This window comes from Larkinella humicola (assembly GCF_008727875.1).
GTDB classification, from domain to species: Bacteria; Bacteroidota; Bacteroidia; order Cytophagales; family Spirosomataceae; genus Larkinella; species Larkinella humicola.
The window spans coordinates 454,560-472,694 of record NZ_VTWS01000006.1 but is presented as its reverse complement, the minus strand read 5'-3'; the positions used below and the strand labels follow the sequence as shown (position 1 = coordinate 472,694).

Below are 18,135 nucleotides of genomic sequence, written 5' to 3'. Positions count from 1 at the left end.
GACAACTACCCATCGGCGGTTGTCCTGATCAACAAATTACCCAATGGAAACCGTGCGGTAGGTCGTGGGGGTTGGCACGTTGGTCGAAATATTGATTTCCTGCGTCCGGGTGTTGGCACCGTCCGAAACCACCACTTTGTAAATGCCGTCGGTTAGGGCGCTGATATCGAAGCGGGTGCGGAGAGCTTTCTCGTGTTTGCTGAGTCTTTGCGTGGCCTGAGTAATGCCCAGATGGTCAACAAGGCGGATCGTCAGGTTGGTGCCTTCCAGATTCTGAACGACAACGTCAATTTTCATGGTAGACGGAAATGCAATGACTGAGGTTTCGAAGGGAGCCTGATCACCCGGTTTGGGGGTGATGTTGGCGAAACTCAAGGATGAGGCACTGACCAAAAGAGCGGCAACGATGGAAGCGAATGCGGTTTTCATACGAGTATGTATTTTGTGTGAAATGAACGGTTTGATGGGTTGGTGGCCGGATGTGGCTGATCAACGATACAAAGCAACAGCGGAAAAAACGGCCCGCAAAACGCGATATACCAGCAAGTTACGGATGTCGACTAAAGACGTGTTTCGACCGATTAATGCCAAAAATGGACCGGTTTTGTTCCGAAAAGAGGTTCGGAGGGGGCTAATAGGTAAAAATCGGCTATTGGTCGGGACAAGCTGGCAATTTGTCGATTCTTCGCGTTGGTTTTGGCTTTTGTGCCGTATGATTGTAAATCAATTGACACCGTTACCCGTTCGACACCTTACCTTGATTGCCGTCGAACGTTCACTACATAGATACACTTGCTGCACCGATATTTTTTAATAGAGATGGTAGTTGGACAACCTGGTTTCATTTGATACCAGGTTGTTTTGTCGTTTCAGAAGATTTTTGAACCCGGGAGTCTTGCCCACAATCATCCTATCATCCCATGAATTTACTCACGTTACGTCGTAATGTTCCCGTTCTGACGCACGTTCTGGCCTGGGGCTTGCTGGGGTTTGCCCTGCTGGTTTATCAGCCGCTGAATTGGGACGTTACGTTGCCTACCTTGTTCTGGATCAAACAGGGGATTTACTTCTGCCTGCTGGTCGGTGCGTTTTACCTCAACACGCTGGTATTGGTGCCCCAATTGCTTTTCCGCGACAAAACCGGGATGTATGTGTTGTCGCTCGTGCTAACGGCTGCCATTGTCCTGATCCTGCTGTTTAGCATCGATACCTGGTTCAACCTGCCGGAGCTGATGTTTAGGGCGTTTCACCCCGAGGGCGGGGTTCGGAAACCCCGGAATATCTGGGGCTGGAGTCAGTCGGTGCTGGTCACTACGTTTTTGATGTTAGGCATCGGAACCAGCATTGCTTCCGTTCAGAAGTGGCAGGAAGACGCCCGGCTGCGGCTCAGTCTGGAACAGGCCCGGGTCAGTTCCGAGTTGTCATTTTTGAAAGCCCAGATCAACCCCCACTTCTTTTTCAATACGCTCAACAACATTTACGCGCTGACGCTCCTCGACGTGGAAGCGTCGCGGGAAGCCCTGCACCGGCTGTCGCGCATGATGCGGTACGTTCTCTACGAAACCGGCAACGATACCACCATGCTGAGCAAAGAAATCGACTTCGTTCAGGACTACATTCAGCTCATGCAGCTACGGCTAACGGATAAAGTAACCGTGACGCTCGAACAGCCAACACCTTTGCAGGACGTGCCGGTTGCGCCGATGCTGCTGTTGCCTTTTGTCGAAAATGCCTTTAAACACGGGGTCAGTGCCATGCGACCCAGCCGGATCAGTATTGTTATCCACCAGGAAGGGTCAAAGTTGGAAATGGAAGTGAGAAACACGATCTTTCCCGAAAAAAATCAGTCACTCGAAGTCGGCAGTGGCATCGGCCTTACCAACACGCGTCGGCGGCTCGATTTGCTCTATCCCGAGCGCTATGAGCTTTCGGTGAAAGAAGACACCCCCGAAAACGAGTACCTGGTTCATCTGAACCTGCAACTCACATGACCCTCAATTGCATTGCGGTAGACGACGAACCCCTGGCCCTCGGGCTGGTGTGTGCGTTCATCGAAAAAACGCCGTTTCTTACCTTGGCCGGTCGCTACAGCAGTGCCGTTGAAGCCTTACAGGGCCTGCACGATCACCCGGTCGATCTGTTGTTTCTGGATATTCAAATGCCCGATCTGACGGGCATGGAGCTCGCCCGCGTGCTGGAGCGCAACCAAACCGGCAGCGCTCCGCGAATCATTTTCACAACGGCTTTCAATCACTTTGCGCTGGAAGGTTACAAGGTCGATGCGCTGGATTACCTGCTCAAACCGTTTAATTACGAAGAATTTTTGCGGGCGGCCAACAAGGCCCGGGCCTACTTTGAGCTGATCAACCGGCCCGCCATCGCCTTGCCGGTTGCGCCCGAACCGGAAGAAGAATACCTGTTTCTGAAAGTAGAATACCAACTGGTTCGGATTGCCTTCCATGACATTCTTTACATCGAAGGACTGAAGGATTACGTAAAAGTGCATTTGCGGAAAGACCGCCCCGAGGCCGTTCCGAAGCCGATTCTGTCGCTAACGAGTTTGAAAGCCCTGGAAGACAAACTGCCCTCCCGGCGGTTTATGCGCGTTCACCGTTCGTTTATCGTCGCTTTGGACAAAATTGAGGCCGTAACGCGCAACACCATCCAAATTGGTTCGGCCACCATTCCCGTCAGTGACCAGCACAAAGATGCATTTAATCAATTCCTGAGCCGCTGGTCGTAGACTCGGCGGTTGCCACCTGGCGTTCAATAGTCGCTTCAACGCCCAGCGTCAGCAGGTTATTAAGCTGTTCGGCAACGGCGTCGGCAAAACCGGTGAGGGGTCGCAGATCCATTTCCCACAAGGCCGAATCGTCGCAGATGGCGTGAACGAAATTGCGTACTGAAGCCGCATCGTGGACATCGACTTTCTGCCACATGTTGTAGAAATACTCGGCGTAATCGTCGCGGATGGGGTAGGTGATGATGCCTCCGGAGGGCGTAGTGGCTTCCCCGAGGTAAGCTCCTTTTTCAAACCGAACGGCCTTCATAAACCGCAGGTAAGCGGCAAAACCGAGCACCATTCGTTGTGGCACCTGCTGTTGCTGTTCCACAAACCGCTGAATGGTCGGCAGATTCCGGGCGCGCATTTTGGAGGTTTCCTGCATCGTAATACTGAGCAGAAGGTGTTCAATATACGGATTGCGGAACCGGTCGAGCACGTCGGCGGCAAATTCGCGCACAGCATCCGGGTTTTCTTCCGGAATCATCCACTCGGGCAAGGTCGGGACAATCTCCTGGGTAATGACCTCTTCCACGAAACGGCCCATCAGCGGGTGCAGCATCATTTCGTTGACGGTTTCCAGACCGAGCAAATACGCCAGCGGCACGCTGATGGTATGGCCTCCATTCAGCACGCGGAGTTTGCGCTCGCGGTAAAAATTGATGTCTTCGTCGATCACGACACTCGGGTCGGCTTTCGCAAAGGTCAGCACGCTTTTGACACGGTCGTCTCCTTCGATGGCCCACAGCCGGTAGGGTTCGGCCATGATCAGCAACTTATCTTCATAGCCCAGTTCTTCCTGTTTCCGGAGCAGGGTTTCGGCATCGGGTTTTCCCGGTACGATCCGGTCGACCAGCGAGTTGCAGAAGCGCACGTGGTATTTTAACCACTTCATAAACAGCTTGCCGAGTTCGTTGTGTTTGGCTACTTTTTCGACAATGTCGCGCAGTTTCAGCCCGTTGTCGGTAATCAGTTCGGTAGGAATGACCACCATCCCTTTGCTTCGGCCACCGCCAAAATTCTTGAATCGTTCGTATAAGAAAGCCGTCAGTTTGGCCGGATACGACTGCGGAGGATTCTGGAAAATACTCTCGGCCACATACTGGATTCCGACTTCGGTCGTGTTGGAAATAATGACTTGCAACGACGGTTTTTTGGCAATATCGAGCACGGCTTTCCAGTCTTCCTTCGCCGAAATGACGCGGCTGACGGCCGACACCACCGTGTGTTTATCCACCGTTTGACCCTTCTGGATCCCTCGCGTCACCACCGTATACAGCCCATCCTGTTCGGCAAATTCATCCGTTGCGCCCCCGGTGGATTTCACCACAACGATGCTGCCGTTGAAAATACCCTGCTGGTTAGCTTTATGGATCAAATAGTCGGGTAATCCGCGCAACAAAACGCCTGTGCCAAATTGCAACACGCGCTCAGGGTGAATGGTGGCCGGATAATTCGAACGGTTCAGTGGTGTCATGATGATGGATACGTTGCTTGGTCGCCTGGACGGCTTCAAATGTTACCAGTATTGTGTAAAAGTAAATCCTAAATGAATAGAGCGCAATTATAAGTTAAGAGTTAGGAGTTAAGAGTTATATGCGTCAGCCAACTCTTAACTCCTAACTCTTAATTCTTAACTCCGCCAGAATGGCCAGCACTTCTTTGGCTTTTGTTTCGATTTGATCGTATTGGCGGTTGGCTAACACGTCTTTGGGGAACAACTGGGAGCCAATGCCCACGGCAGTTACACCTGCTTTGAACCAGGTGCTCAGGCTTTCGTGGGTCGGTTCGACACCACCCGTCACCATGACACTCGTCCACGGCATCGGCCCTTTTACGGCTTTGACAAAACCGGGTCCCAGCGTGTCGCCCGGAAAGACCTTGACCACTTCCACCCCAAACTCTTCGGCGGTTGAAATCTCGGTGAGCGTCGCACAGCCCGGCATGTAGGCCACTTTCCGGCGGTTACAGGTGCGGGCGATGGATTCGTGAAACGACGGCCCCACGATGAAATTGGCCCCCGACTGAATGTAAAGAGCCGCCGTTCCGGCTTCCACCAGCGTTCCGGCGCCCAGCACCAGCTCCGGGAAATCACGGGCGGCTATTTTGGCGAGTTCCGCGAACAGTTCGTGGGCAAAATCACCCCGGTTCGTAAATTCGAACGCCCGGATGCCGGCCCGGTAGCAGGCCCCCAGCACTTCGCGACAAACGTCGGCGTCGGCGTGGTAAAAAACCGGTACCACCGGCACTTGCCGAATGGTCTGATAAACTTCTAATCTTGAAAAACGAGCCACACTCTTTCTTAGTTATGAGTTACGAGTTACGAGTTAAGAGTTATATGCGTCAGCCAACTCTTAACTCGTAACTCGTAACTCGTAATTCATAATCATCTTCTCAGTCGTCCCGACTTGTCGCCACCGACCATGGCTTCTACTTCCTGAACCGAAACCAGGTTGGCGTCGCCTTCGACGGTGTGTTTTAGAGCCGAAGCAGCCGCGCCAAATTCAACGGCGTATTGCGGATCGTTTTTGGTTAACAAACCGTAGATCAGTCCGGCCAGATACGCATCACCTCCCCCGATTCGGTCGACGATGTGCGTAATGTCATAAACGTCAGACGAATACGTCTTGGAGCCGTCGAAAAACTTGGCCATCAGCCGGTTGTGCGATGCGCTCAGCGATTGTCGTTCGGTGTCGGTAAAGTACTGAATCCTGGGAAACTGGATTTGCATTTTCCGGCAGGCATCTTCGAAAGAATCGGCTTTCACGCCGTAGAGTTCCTCAAAGTTTTCCTGATTGCCCAGCACCAGATCGCAACCGGCGGTCAGCGCGGGTAAAATGTCCTGCGGTTTTTTGCCGTATTTCCACAGATTACTCCGGAAATAAATATCACCCGAAACCATCACCCCCAGCCGGTTGGCTGTTTCGATGGCTTCCTGCAAACAATCGGCGGCCTGTTGCGATAGGGCGGGCGTAATGCCCGACCAATGGAACCAGTCGGCACCGGCCAAAATCGTTTCCCAGTCGAAATCGCCGGGTCGAATCAGCGAAAAAGCCGAGTCATAGCGGTCGTAAATGATCTGGCTGGCGCGACTCACGGCCCCGGTTTCCAGGAAATACAGCCCCAGTCGTCCGTCGCCAAAACTGATGCTCGACGTATCGACACCGTGGTACCGCAACGTAGCGGCCGCAGCCCGGCCCAGCGCATGGTCGGGAAAACGGGTGACGTGGGCAGTTTGGCAACCAAAACAAGCCAGCGAAACCGCCACATTGGCCTCCGTTCCGCCATAGACCACATTCAACGAATGCGCCTGCGTAAATTTTGCAAAACCCGGTGGCGCCAGACGCATCATGACTTCACCGAAAGTGACAATTTTTTTCAAGTACTGAATGGTTGATATGGTTTTTGGTGATTGAAAATGGGTTGATGGCTAAATGGTTGAATGGTTAAAATGGTTGAATGGTTGATATGGTTACATGGTTGAAAACGGGTGACTGACAACCATTTTTAACCATTTCCCGCCATTTTAACCGTTTAATCATCAAACCATTTTCAGCCATTTTAACCATTTAAAACCATCCCTCAATGTTAAACACCGATACTTTCCAGTTCCTTTTTCGTCACCGGCTCCAGGGTCGGCGACAGGAAATGGATGATTACCAGTGCAATCAGGTAGGTTGAACTGGCAATGATAAACAACGGTAAATACCCCAGACTGACGCGAATGTTGCCCGCTACAGCCGCCAGCAAAATACCGCCCATCGCTCCGAACATCCCGCCGATACCGGTGACGGAAGCCACGGCATTTTTGGGGAACAGGTCCGACGCGAACGTGTAAATATTGGCCGACCAGCCCTGGTGGGCCGCCGTCGCTAAAGAAATCAAGGCAATTGCTACGTAAATACTACTGGTCTGAGCCGCAAAAAAAATTGGAACGACGCAAATCGCACAAATCAGCATGGTGGTTTTGCGGGCCCGGTTGGCCGACCAACCCATGTGAATGAATTTGGACGACAGCCACCCGAACAGCACGCTGCCGCCATCGGAAACGATGTAAATGACCAGAAAAGGCAAGCCGACATTCTTCAGGTCGAGCCGCTGGTCGAGCGATTCGCTGCTGTTGAAAAAATCGGGAAGCCAGCTCAGGTAAAACCACCAGATGGGGTCACACATGAATTTGCCGACAATGAACGCCCAGGTTTGCCGAAAACCGAGCAGACGCCACCACGATAGTTTTTCTTCCGGGATATCTTCCTCGTAATCCTGCTGAATATAAGCCAGTTCAGCCTTGCTCACCCGCGGGTGCTCTTCCGGCCGATGGTAGATTCGGAGCCAGGCAATCAGCACCAGAAAACCCAGCAGACCGGTAGCTACAAACGAAAACCGCCAGCCAAATTGAATCGTCAGCCACGGAATCAAAACTGCCGTGGCAATGATGCCAACGTTGGTGCCGGCATTGAAAAGGCCCGTGGCAAACGACCGTTCTTTTTTTGGAAACCACTCGGCCACCGACTTGATGGCCGACGGAAAGTTACCGGCTTCGCCGATGCCCAGCATAAACCGGACGATGTTCAACCCCCGCAACGACCCGATAAACGCATTCAAAATGCCGGCAATACTCCAGAGAATTATCGAAATGGAAAACCCCCGCTTCGTGCCCACCCGGTCGATGATCCAGCCGATGAGGAGAAACCCCAGCGCGTAAGCCACCTTGAAAACCGTATCGACGTAACTGTAGAGGACTTTAAACTGATCCAGATCACTTTCCGTCAGGGCTTCATCGGCCGCCTTCCCCATCATCTCCCGCCGGAATGTTTCGTCGATCATCGTGAACGACAGCACCTGCCGGTCGATGTAGTTGATGGTCGTTGCAAAAAACAGCAGCAGCACAATTCGCCAGCGATAATTTCCGGAGGGGGCGGACATTACGTAAAGGGGTTAGCGATGCGATAAAGACAAAATTTTGCCAAACTTACCGAAATGTCACGAAAAAATAGTAGATCGAAAGGCCGGAAGGCGAAATGAGTAGAGCCATTCGACGGCCTGCTTTTTCAATCAAAAATACGCGCAAAGAAATGGCATTAGAACAAACCTGGAGATGGTTCGGCCCCGCCGATCCCGTTAGTCTCGCCGACATCAAACAAGCCGGAGCGACGGGCATTGTAACGGCGTTGCACCATATTCCCAACGGACAGGTGTGGTCCGTCGATGAAATTACCACCCGCAAATCCATCATTGAAGCCGGTGCGCCCGGTGAACACCGGCTGACGTGGTCGGTGGTCGAAAGCATTCCGGTGCACGATGCCATCAAAACCCGCTCCGACGGTTTTCAGCAGTACATTGAAAATTACAAAGAGTCGATCGTCAACCTGGGCCGCTGCGGCATCGACACGGTTTGTTACAATTTTATGCCGGTGCTGGACTGGACCCGCACCGATCTGGACTACCTGATGCCGGACGGTTCGACGGCTTTGCGGTTTGATGCCACGGAGTTTGCGGCTTTTGAATTGTTCATTCTGAAACGCCCCGGTGCCGAAGCACACTATACGCCCGAACAGCTTCTGAAAGCCCGAAACCGCTTTGAAGCCCTGGACGAAGCCGCGGCCCGGCGTTTGCAGTTAAATATTCTGGCAGGTTTGCCGGGTTCGGAAGAAAGCTACACGGTGGAGCAGTTTCAGGAAACCCTCAATGCCTATAAACACATCGGTGACAAGGAGTTACGTGAAAACCTGTACGCGTTCTTGCGGGAAATTGCGCCCGTTGCGCAGGACGCGGGTGTTCGGCTGTCGATCCATCCCGATGATCCCCCGTATCCGATTCTGGGGCTGCCCCGCGTGGTGAGTACGGAAGCCGATGCCCGGATGGTGCTGGATGCGGTGGATGTGCCCGCCAACGGCCTGTGTTTCTGCACCGGTTCCTACGGCGTCCGGCCGGATAATGATCTGGCAGGTATGGTGGATCGACTGGGAAACCGCATTCATTTTATCCACCTGCGCAGCACAAAACGGGACGAAGAAGGCAACTTTTTTGAAGCCAATCACCTGGACGGGGATGTGGATATGTTTGCTGTTGTCAGTGCGTTGCTGGGCGAACAGCGACGCCGGGAGGAGGAAGGGCTGGAGGATTTCAGAATGCCGTTCCGCCCCGATCACGGCCACAAAATGCTCGATGACCTGAATTCCGGAAAACGGACGAATCCCGGTTATACCGCCATCGGACGACTGCGCGGACTCGCCGAACTCCGCGGCCTGATGTTGGGAATTGAGCGGTCAAGTCTGTAACACGACACCTGTTAGGTCTTCAAGACCTAACAGGTGTTAAAACCGAGTCTGTATTTTTTTGTATATTGGTAGAAGAAAGACCGATTAACGGTTTATGGTTTTCAGTTTACGCCGGGCCGTCGCTACGGTGGCCCGGCGTAAACTGAAAACCGTAAACTGAAAACCGTAAACCAAAATGGCTGAGGTTCAAGAAAAACAAATTAACAAACGCAGTCCGGAGCAACGCGAGGCCCGGATCGCCAGGGCTCGTTTGCTCGAATCGCTCGTCTATGAGATGTGGGACGGCAAACCGGTTTATTATGCCGGATACAAGGATGTATTGAACGGGACTAAATCGGTTGAAGAAGCAATGAGTTCGAGTTTATTACAGGGGATTCTGGTCGCCAAACTGGTTGCGCGACTGATGAATGCATTGAATGAGGATGAGTTTACGGTCGTTACCAACGAATTGGGCATTCAATTTAAAAAGAACGACTGGCGAGCCTGCGACGTAGCGATTTTTTCCACAACGCAATTGACGGATCAGGATCTTACCAAATACGCCTGGATACCGCCGAAAATTGCCATTGAAGTAGATACCAAAGCCGACTTCACCCGCTTTCATTCCGATTTTAATTATTACCAGGAAAAAACCACGCAGTTGCTGAATTTTGGCACCGAAAAGGTCATTTGGATTTTTACCGAATCAAAAAAAATCTGGATCGCCGAACCGGGCAAAGACTGGATTTTGAAAAACTGGGACCAGTCCATCGACGTACTGCCGGGCTGTTCGTTTGTACTTGATGCCCTGTTGACGGGTAAAAAGCCGACGCCTTAGCCTTTATTGGGTGAACGCAACCCCGTACGACCATGCTGGTTGATCAACCCATCAAATCCTTTTTAGACGAAGATTTTCTTCTCCAGACCGATACCGCCCGGCGGCTCTACCACGACTACGCCAAGGCGATGCCCATCATCGATTACCACTGTCACCTGCCGCCCGATCAGATTGCTGCCGATAAAACGTTCGAGAACCTGACGCAAATCTGGCTCTACGGTGACCACTACAAATGGCGGGCCATGCGCACCAACGGGGTCGCTGAAAAGTACTGCACCGGCGATGCGTCGGATTACGAAAAGTTTCAGAAGTGGGCCGAAACCGTGCCGTACACGATGCGGAATCCGCTGTACCACTGGACGCACATGGAGTTGAAAAACCCGTTCGGCGTCGAAACGGTGCTGAATGGCACCACGGCCCGCGAGGTGTACGACCGCTGTACGGAACAACTCCCCGGCATGTCGACCCGCACCCTGCTGCGTCATTTCAACGTCAGAACTGTCTGTACTACCGACGATCCGACGGATTCGCTGGAGCATCATAAAAAGATTGCCGCCGACGGTTTTGAAATCAAAGTACTGCCCACGTTCCGGCCCGACAAGGCGATGGCGATCGACGATGTAGCGGTTTTTCAGGCGTATGTAACGCGCGTGGGAGAGGTGTGTAACCAGGAAATTCGCTCGCTTGACACGTTCCTGGAGTGCCTGAAACAACGGCATGACTACTTTGCCCAGGCGGGTTGTCGCCTGTCGGACCACGGTCTGGAACTGATTTATGCCGAGCCGTATACTGAATCGGAAGTGCGTGGTGTCTTTCAGAAACTGCTGTCGAATGGTGCCCTGAGTGAAACCGAGAACCGGCAGTTCAAGTCGTATATGCTAGACCGGTTTGCGGAATGGGACTGGGAAAAAGGCTGGACGCAGCAATTCCACCTGGGTGCGCTGCGGAATAACAACAAACGCGCGTTACGGACCCTCGGCCCCGATACGGGTTGGGACAGCATCGGCGATTTCCGGCAGGCGAGTCCGCTGGCCCGGTTTTTAGGGGGCCTGGATGACCGCGATCAACTGGCGAAAACCATCCTGTATAACCTCAATTCCGGCGATAACGAAGTGATGGCTACGATGATCGGTAATTTCAACGATGGATCGATGCCGGGTAAAATTCAATTCGGCTCGGGCTGGTGGTTTCAGGATCAGAAGGAGGGAATGCAGAAACAGATCAACGCGCTGTCGAACATGGGCCTGTTGAGCCGGTTTGTCGGAATGCTGACCGATTCGCGCAGTTTTCTGTCGTATCCGCGCCACGAATATTTCCGCCGGATTCTCTGCAATATTTTTGGTAACGATGTCGAAAACGGCGAACTGCCCAACGACATCGACTGGATCGGCAAACTGGTGCAGGATATTTGCTACAACAATGCGAAGGAGTATTTTAAGTTTTAAAAACGGGGAATGATAAATGTAAAATGACGAATGTTAAATGTAAAAGTGATGGGCTTCTCGCTCCTTAACTTTTACATTTAACATTCGTCATTTTACATTTATCATTATAACTCCTCCTTTCACTGTTTATACACTTTTCCTTCCTTCATCACAAACCGCACCTGTTGCAGGGTTTTGATGTTCTGGACGGGGTTTTCGTCGACGGCAATCAGGTCGGCAAGTTTGCCGGTTTCGACCGAGCCAATCTGCGTTTTCATCCCCAGCAACTCGGCATTGACCATCGTCGCCGATTTGATCGCTTCCAGGGGCGGCATTCCCGCTTCAACCATGTACTCAAATTCCTTTGCATTGTAGCCGTGAACGAACACACCGGCGTCGGTGCCGAATGCGATTTTGACCCCGGCTTTGTAGGCTTTGGCGAAAGTAGCCTGAATCAGCGGGCCGATGGCGAGGGCTTTGCGGGTAACAAAAGGCGTATAATACCCAAATATTTTGGCCGAATCGGAGGTCACTTTCCCGGCAATGATGGTGGGGACGTAATAGGTGCCGTGTTTTTTGAATAATTCGATGGCTTCATCGTCCATCATTGTGCCGTGTTCGATGGTGTTCACCCCCGCGCGGATGGCCCGCTTCATGCCTTCTGCACCGTGGGCGTGGGCGGCAACGGCAAAACCGTAATCTTTGGCGGCTTCCACTACCGCCCGGACTTCTTCTTCGGTAAACTGCGGCCCCGAACCGTCTTTGGCGTTGCTCAGCACCCCACCGGTGGCCGTGATTTTAATCAGATCGGAACCGTCTTTGTAGCGTTGCCGAACGGCTTTGCGGGCTTCTTCGGGGCTGTTGATGACACCTTCCAGCGGACCCGGATCACCCATCAAATCCTTGCGGTAGCCGTTGGTCGGATCGGCATGACCGCCGGTGGTCGCAATCGTTTTACCCGCCGTAAAAATGCGCGGCCCGTCGACCAGGCCCCGGTTGATGGCATTGCGCAAGGCTACATTAACGCCACTGCCGCCCAGATCCCGAACGGTCGTAAAACCAGCCAGCAAGGTCGTTTGGGCGTACTTGGCCGACTGAAAAGCCACATCCGGCACGTTCATCGTAAACCGGTCGAGGGTGCCGCCCCGGCGGGTTTCGCCTTCGAGGTGGACGTGCATGTCGATTAGGCCGGGCAACACGGTTTTGCTTTTCAGGTCGATCACCCGGTCCGAAGCCGCCGGTTTGGCATAGCCTTTTTGAATGGCGGTAATTTTCGTGCCTTCCACAACCACGGTCATTTCGCGCTGGAGGTCGTTACGAACGCCATCGAGCAGGTTGCCGCAGTGAATCAGCGTGCGTTGCTGGGCCAGTGTTAGCAGGGGAGATGTCAGAAATAAGAGTAGGAGTACGGCGGAAAGGTAGTTTTTTTTCATGCAGTTGGATGTTAAAAAGCAAAAAAGCCGCAAAAGTTGCGGCTTTCAAGATACACATTTATCGAACGCCCGAAGGCGGTTTATTCGGGCTTTTTATTTCTTCACGATCACTCCATCAGCCACAAACGTGATGGCTTTTTCGGGCTGGGTGATTTTGGCAATTTCCTCTTTGCTTTTCCCGGCATCTTCGGCGTAGTGGCGCAACTCGGCAACGGAAGTGGTTTTGGTTTCGGCGGTTCCTTCAAACACCACACTTTTGCCAACGATGTCTTTCGGAACAAAGAAACCGTAGTCGCGGAACCGCACCAGCATGGCCTGTCCGTCGGCGGCTTTCACCCGCATCCAGCAGCCTTTCACCTGACAGACTGACTCGACGGTGCCTTCCACTTTGGTTTCCAGTTTCGTTTTGTCGCCCATTTTGGCGGGCAGCTCGGTGGTCGGCGTGGCGTGGTCGGCGGTTATTTTCTTGCCGTGGTAGCTGACGTTGTCCTGTGCGACGGCACTAAGCGAGATTCCGAGGGCGAGGGTCAGGATGGCTAACGTTTTCATAGTCTGTCTGATGCGGTTTTAACGTGGCTGATTACAAAAATAGTAAAAAAGACAATCCGTTGGTCGCAAACCATAAGGTTACGAAAGGCGGAGTTTGGTTAACATTTTTAGATGTAACTGATTCTTAAGTATCTGTAAATTAGAAAAATAGACTGGTGGTTTCGCGCAGAATAGTGTTGATTTCACGCGATTGGATTTGTTTTTGTGGTCCGGTTTTCTGTAGGTTTTTTGAAGCCCCATCCTTGAAAGAACCGGGTGTTGTAGAATGGTTACATTAATGTAAAAAAAGATGCTGAAGGTTGAGAATGCTTTTTATCACTTAAAAATGATGCTTACGTAGCATAAGTAACAGAAACTACACATGAAAACGTATGGAGCCTTGTTTAAAGCAATCCTAAAATTTGTAACAATTTGTATTATTGTTATTGGTGGATTGATGTACAGCCAAAACTGGGTCATTGGCAAATATGTTTTGGGTACTGGTGTTGGTTTGCTATCAATTATTATTATTGATTACTTCATAAGAAGTAGGAAGTGAAAATGATTGAATATGGTAATTATACTGTGAACCGGCGGGTTTTGTGCAGAATCGCCGTTAAAGCTGCACAAAACCTGCCGGTCGTAGCATAGTATTTTGGGAATGCTCTGAGGATCAATGAACTATTCTAGTTTGTAAAAAAGGTAAACTACAAATTGGAAAGTATTTTCTTTTGTATTGAATGGAATGTCTGTCGATCGACAGACATTCCATCTTTTTTTAGAAATTGCCGTTTCAACGGATACACAACCACGGCTTTTGAACAGATATGGAAAACCGGAAATACCCCATCGGCCCCCTCACGACACAGGAAACCTACACACCACAGGAACTGCAGCACTTGATTGCCATCGTTGAAGCCATGCCAGCCCGCTACCGGGAGTTGGTCGAACACCTGTCGCCGGAGGAGTTGGCGATGACCTACCGCGAAGGAAGCTGGACTGTTCAGCAATTGATTCACCACGTCAGCGATATTCAACTGCTGCATTTCCTGCGGATGAAAAAGGCCCTCACCGAGCCTGATTACGAAGTCGTCACCCTGATCAATATGGATGCCTGGGTAGCCACACCGGATTCGCTGACCGCGCCGATTGACGACTCGCTGGTGTCGTTCGATGGCATCACGCGCCGGTATGTCTATCTGCTGAAATCGCTGACGGATGAGCAGTTGGCAATCAAATACTTCCATCCGGTTCGCAAACTCTGGTTTAGTCAGGCGCAGGCCATCGCCATGTCGGCCTGGCATACACAGCACCACCTGGCGCACATCAAGCTGGCGTTGGCGGGAGAGTGAGCGATTTGGAAAATGGAGGAGCCTGATTCCGGAGCGCATCGAATTTTAAATCCGGAACAGAAAAGGGCGGGATTGCAAATCCCGCCCAGCAATGAAGTTTCAACTCCCATGACCCTTTACAACCCGGCAATGCGCCAGCCATCGCGGTAAATTCGGCTCAGGTAGCGCTCGGCATCGGGATTATTCGGAAATTTCATCCGGGCAGCGTCCCATTCCAGCAGTTGGCCCGGCACCCGAATCGCAACGGTACCCAGTAAAATAGCCTCGGTCATCGGTCCGGATTGGGCAAAATGAGACTCGGTTTTCGGGCCGCCCAGACAGGCCTCCGCAAAGTGGTGGTAATGGTTGCGTTCTTCCAGTTCCGGCACTTTGTAATCCTTGAATTGGTCGCCCGGCAGCAAAACCGGCATTTTGCCGTGCGGAATCAGCAGGGCCCCCTTCGTGCCGATCAACATGGCCGATTCGGCGGGATAGTCGGTTTCTGAGAACAAGGCCCGAATTTCTTTCGGTGGGTAAAACTCCCCGTCGAACCACTCGACCGGCAAAGTGCGGGAAGCAGTCATTTTGTTGCCCGGAAACGACCAGGTAATGTGGTTGCCCTGCGGCCAGGTGTCACCCCGGCGGGCGGGCGAGTCTTCCCAGGATTTCTGCACTTCGGCAATCACCGACTTGGGCGGTTTCAGGCCCAGCCCTTTCCAGACGGCGTCGAAAATGTGGCAGCCGATGTCGCCCGACCAGCCGGTTCCGAAATCTTGCCACGCCCGCCATTTGGTCGGGTGGTAGATGTCAGGCGAAAAAGGGCGCATCGGGGCCGTGCCCACCCAGAGGTCCCAGTTCAGGGTCGAGGGGGCTTCCTGGGGTTCGGCCGGGCGCGGACCAACGAGCCGGTAATGTTCAACGGCACCGGGGCGGTTGGAGCAGAGGTAGGCGTGTTTTACTTTGCCAATGGCGCCTTCTTTGATCCATTGAACGGCGGTGCGGTCGCCTTTGCCCGCGGCTATCTGGGTGCCGAGCTGGGTCACGACACCAGCCTTAACGGCGGCTTCGGTCAGCACCCGCACCTCGGCCACATCGTGGCACATCGGTTTCTGGCAATACACGTGTTTGCCGTTCCGGATGGCCTGAATGGCAATGGCAAAGTGATTATGATCCGGTACGGTTACGTTGACCGAGTCGATTTTATCGCCCTCTTTTTCCAGGAGTTCGCGCCAGTCGGTATACGTTCGGGCCTGCGGATAAGCATCGGAGGCCTTTTTCAACCGGATCGCATCCACATCGCAGATTGCCACAATGTTGACCCGTGGATGTTTGCCGAATTGGTTGAGGTCGCCCCAGCCCATGCCGCCCACACCGATGCAGGCATGGTTAAGTTTGTCGTTTGGGCCAAATTTTCTTTTGGAGGCTTGAAGCACCAGCGGAGGAGCCAGCGCGGTGGCCGCAGCCGCCAGCAGAAAATCCCGCCGGGACACGGTAAAAGCGTTATCTTTCATTTTCAAAGGGAGTAGGTTTAGATTTCAGTAAGCAAAATCGGCGGGTCAACTACTCCATTCCGGCGCGTTAACCCGATGTAAATTAATTGGATCATCGAAAATTTCCAATCGATAATTCACCGAATCCCGCTTATCTTTAACGGACCTTTACGGATCGATTCCAAACCCCTTTTTCTGATGAACTATTCTGCTTTTCGCTTTTCGACGGTTGCTGCTAACTTTCTTTTCATTCTGGCAATTGCCTTGTATTCAGTGGTTTCAGCCAACGCCCAGGCTCAGGTGGGCGTCGGCACCAAAGCACCCAAAGGAGCAGAAATCCTGTTTGACGGGTCTCGCCAGATGCTCGATTCGAAGTGGATCTACTGGGAAGGCCCCCGGTTTGCTGCCACCCCGCCCATTAAATGGACCATTGAAAAAGATCCGGACGGAAAAGGCACGGTTCTGAACACCAACGACCCCACGGCTGCGGGTGGCAAATACGGCACCGCCGACATCGTGACGAAACAGACGTTCCGGGATTTCCGGCTGCATATTGAGTTTTATATTCTGAAACCGGGTGGCAACAGTGGCGTTTATCTGCAAAACCGCTACGAGATTCAGGTGCTCGATGGCGACACCACTTCGCACGGGATGGCGGCTGTGATCAACGAAACACCGTCACCGTATCATGCCTACAACGGCGTTGGGAAATGGAATTCGTACGACATCGTTTTTCGGGCAGCCCGGTTTAAGGATGGGAAGCGCACCGAAAAAGCCCGGCTAACGATGTATTTCAACGGCAAAAAAGTGCATACCAACCAGGAAATCAACCAGGTGTGGGGCGGACCCAATTCGGGCATCGACGGCGGAAATGACGGCGGCAAAGGCATCACCGATACGCCGGGTGGCCTGAAACTCCAGGCCGAAGGGCACGATGTCTATTACCGCAACATCTGGATCAAAGAACTGGATCTGAAAAAACCGGAAACGGATTTTTGAAAAAGAGAAGGATAAATTATGAATGTAGGACTTCCGTTTTCTGCCCCTAAATCCACTAAAGGGGACTTGGACTCGGAATTCTCCGGATGCTAAAGTCCCCTTTAGGGGATTTAGGGGCAGAAAACGGAAGTCTCAATGAAAAATGATGAATGTTTAATGTAAAAGTGGTAGGCGCTCTTTGACCATTTACCATTCATCATTTATCATTCTTATCCTCCTTCACTTCTTAATCGTATTATAATACACCTCCAGGTGTTTGTGCATCGCTTTCCGGAACGCTTCGGGGGTTCCGTCCCTGAGAATCCTGAACAGGTCGGCGTGGGAAACCGGGTCGACGAGCACGTAGTTGTCTTTCTGGTTGGTCATGGAAGCAAAGACGTGTTCAAAAACCGGGAACAGCAGGCTTTGAAACCGCTGGAACGTCTCATTGCCCGTCATATCGTACAACTTGCCGTGAAATTCAATCTCGTCTTCTTTCGAAAGAACCGGCAGCGTCTTCTGCTTTTCGACAATCAACTCCAGTTCGTCCAGATCCTTCTGCGTTTTGCGGGCAAATAAAAACTCGGCGATTCCCATTTCCAGAATCAGCCGCAATTCAAAAATATCTTTCTGATTGCTCTGGCTCAGAATAAACGGATTCAGCACTTTTTCGATCCCGGCCAGCAAATCGGGCTGCGACATAATCATACCGCGCCGGGGCCGGGCTTCAATCATCCCCAGCATCCGAAGTCGACTCAGGGCTTCCCGAACCACATTCCGGCTGACGTTCAGTTTCTGAGCAATTTCCAGTTCGTTCGGAAGCGCATCGCCGGGTTTAAAAGCGTTCTCCGTAAAGTATTCACGCAGGATATTTTCAACACGATCGGTCATCGACAGACTCTCCAACGGTTCCAGCAACCCTAATTTACTATTCATGTTTCATTTTTTGGTGCAAATGTAATGCAATGCCCCGGTATTTTGGCACTTTTTGAAGTACTATATCTTTTTTGATACAATTCCATTGTAATTAAAATACGACTATTATATTTGTAGGACAAATGTAAAGATAGA

17 protein-coding genes are annotated in these 18,135 nt (G+C 52.0%); 8 read left to right on the top strand and 9 right to left on the bottom strand.

Annotation, left to right across the window (positions count from 1 at the left end; genetic code table 11):
• Nucleotides 1-36: 36 nt before the first annotated feature.
• Nucleotides 37-429, bottom strand: a complete 393-nt coding sequence (locus tag F0P93_RS23515; protein ID WP_150880176.1) for a T9SS type A sorting domain-containing protein — start codon at nt 427-429, stop codon at nt 37-39.
• 491 nt (nt 430-920) lie between these two features.
• On the opposite strand from F0P93_RS23515, the gene F0P93_RS23510 reads away from it, so the two are divergent.
• Nucleotides 921-1,991, top strand: a complete 1,071-nt coding sequence (locus tag F0P93_RS23510; RefSeq protein WP_150880175.1) for a sensor histidine kinase — start codon at nt 921-923, stop codon at nt 1,989-1,991.
• Nucleotides 1,988-2,743, top strand: coding sequence for a LytR/AlgR family response regulator transcription factor (locus F0P93_RS23505; RefSeq protein ID WP_150880174.1), 756 nt, complete (start codon nt 1,988-1,990; stop codon nt 2,741-2,743). The genes F0P93_RS23510 and F0P93_RS23505 overlap by 4 nt, the downstream gene beginning before the upstream one ends.
• On the opposite strand, the gene F0P93_RS23500 is transcribed toward F0P93_RS23505, so the two are convergent.
• The 4 genes from F0P93_RS23500 to F0P93_RS23485 all read right to left on the bottom strand — a co-directional run bounded on the left by F0P93_RS23500 (nt 2,715) and on the right by F0P93_RS23485 (nt 7,708).
• Nucleotides 2,715-4,259, bottom strand: a complete 1,545-nt coding sequence (locus F0P93_RS23500; protein ID WP_150880173.1) for a tagaturonate reductase — start codon at nt 4,257-4,259, stop codon at nt 2,715-2,717. The two genes, F0P93_RS23505 and F0P93_RS23500, sit on opposite strands and share 29 nt — an antisense overlap.
• 142 nt (nt 4,260-4,401) lie before the next feature.
• Nucleotides 4,402-5,076, bottom strand: coding sequence for a bifunctional 4-hydroxy-2-oxoglutarate aldolase/2-dehydro-3-deoxy-phosphogluconate aldolase (locus F0P93_RS23495; protein ID WP_150880172.1), 675 nt, complete (start codon nt 5,074-5,076; stop codon nt 4,402-4,404).
• Between the two features lie 92 nt (nt 5,077-5,168).
• Nucleotides 5,169-6,164 (bottom strand): sugar kinase, encoded by a 996-nt coding sequence (locus tag F0P93_RS23490; RefSeq protein WP_138993270.1) that lies wholly within the window; start codon nt 6,162-6,164, stop codon nt 5,169-5,171.
• A 206-nt stretch (nt 6,165-6,370) separates the two neighbouring features.
• Nucleotides 6,371-7,708, bottom strand: coding sequence for an MFS transporter (locus tag F0P93_RS23485; RefSeq protein ID WP_150880171.1), 1,338 nt, complete (start codon nt 7,706-7,708; stop codon nt 6,371-6,373).
• A 149-nt stretch (nt 7,709-7,857) separates the two neighbouring features.
• Between F0P93_RS23485 and uxuA the strand changes: the two genes are divergently transcribed.
• The 3 genes from uxuA to uxaC all read left to right on the top strand — a co-directional run bounded on the left by uxuA (nt 7,858) and on the right by uxaC (nt 11,325).
• On the top strand, nt 7,858-9,063 hold the full coding sequence (uxuA, locus tag F0P93_RS23480; protein WP_150880170.1) for a mannonate dehydratase: 1,206 nt from the start codon (nt 7,858-7,860) through the stop codon (nt 9,061-9,063).
• Nucleotides 9,064-9,238: 175 nt separating this feature from the next.
• A complete protein-coding gene (locus F0P93_RS23475; protein ID WP_150880169.1) occupies nt 9,239-9,880 on the top strand; it encodes a PDDEXK family nuclease in 642 nt (213 codons plus the stop codon).
• A 32-nt stretch (nt 9,881-9,912) separates the two neighbouring features.
• On the top strand, nt 9,913-11,325 hold the full coding sequence (gene uxaC / locus F0P93_RS23470; RefSeq protein ID WP_150880168.1) for a glucuronate isomerase: 1,413 nt from the start codon (nt 9,913-9,915) through the stop codon (nt 11,323-11,325).
• Nucleotides 11,326-11,444: 119 nt separating this feature from the next.
• Here the strand turns inward: uxaC and F0P93_RS23465 are convergent, their stop codons facing one another.
• Together F0P93_RS23465 and F0P93_RS23460 are read right to left on the bottom strand one after the other, a co-directional pair.
• A complete protein-coding gene (locus tag F0P93_RS23465) occupies nt 11,445-12,737 on the bottom strand; it encodes a metal-dependent hydrolase family protein (protein ID WP_150880167.1) in 1,293 nt (430 codons plus the stop codon).
• A gap of 93 nt (nt 12,738-12,830) precedes the next feature.
• Nucleotides 12,831-13,286 (bottom strand): DUF4920 domain-containing protein, encoded by a 456-nt coding sequence (locus tag F0P93_RS23460; protein WP_150880166.1) that lies wholly within the window; start codon nt 13,284-13,286, stop codon nt 12,831-12,833.
• Nucleotides 13,287-13,647: 361 nt separating this feature from the next.
• On the opposite strand from F0P93_RS23460, the gene F0P93_RS31570 reads away from it, so the two are divergent.
• Nucleotides 13,648-13,824: a hypothetical protein gene (locus F0P93_RS31570; protein WP_191908900.1), complete on the top strand. Its 177-nt coding sequence runs from the start codon at nt 13,648-13,650 to the stop codon at nt 13,822-13,824.
• A 268-nt stretch (nt 13,825-14,092) separates the two neighbouring features.
• On the top strand, nt 14,093-14,617 hold the full coding sequence (locus F0P93_RS23455; RefSeq protein WP_150880165.1) for a YfiT family bacillithiol transferase: 525 nt from the start codon (nt 14,093-14,095) through the stop codon (nt 14,615-14,617).
• Nucleotides 14,618-14,733: 116 nt separating this feature from the next.
• Here F0P93_RS23455 and F0P93_RS23450 read toward each other — a convergent pair whose 3' ends face one another.
• Nucleotides 14,734-16,107: a Gfo/Idh/MocA family protein gene (locus F0P93_RS23450; RefSeq protein ID WP_150880164.1), complete on the bottom strand. Its 1,374-nt coding sequence runs from the start codon at nt 16,105-16,107 to the stop codon at nt 14,734-14,736.
• A gap of 177 nt (nt 16,108-16,284) precedes the next feature.
• On the opposite strand from F0P93_RS23450, the gene F0P93_RS23445 reads away from it, so the two are divergent.
• Nucleotides 16,285-17,085 carry a 3-keto-disaccharide hydrolase gene (locus F0P93_RS23445; protein ID WP_150880163.1) on the top strand — a complete coding sequence of 267 codons (801 nt, stop codon included), beginning with the start codon at nt 16,285-16,287 and terminating at the stop codon, nt 17,083-17,085.
• Between the two features lie 219 nt (nt 17,086-17,304).
• Here the strand turns inward: F0P93_RS23445 and F0P93_RS23440 are convergent, their stop codons facing one another.
• A complete protein-coding gene (locus F0P93_RS23440) occupies nt 17,305-18,000 on the bottom strand; it encodes a FadR/GntR family transcriptional regulator (RefSeq protein ID WP_150880162.1) in 696 nt (231 codons plus the stop codon).
• Between the last annotated feature and the right edge of the window lie 135 nt (nt 18,001-18,135).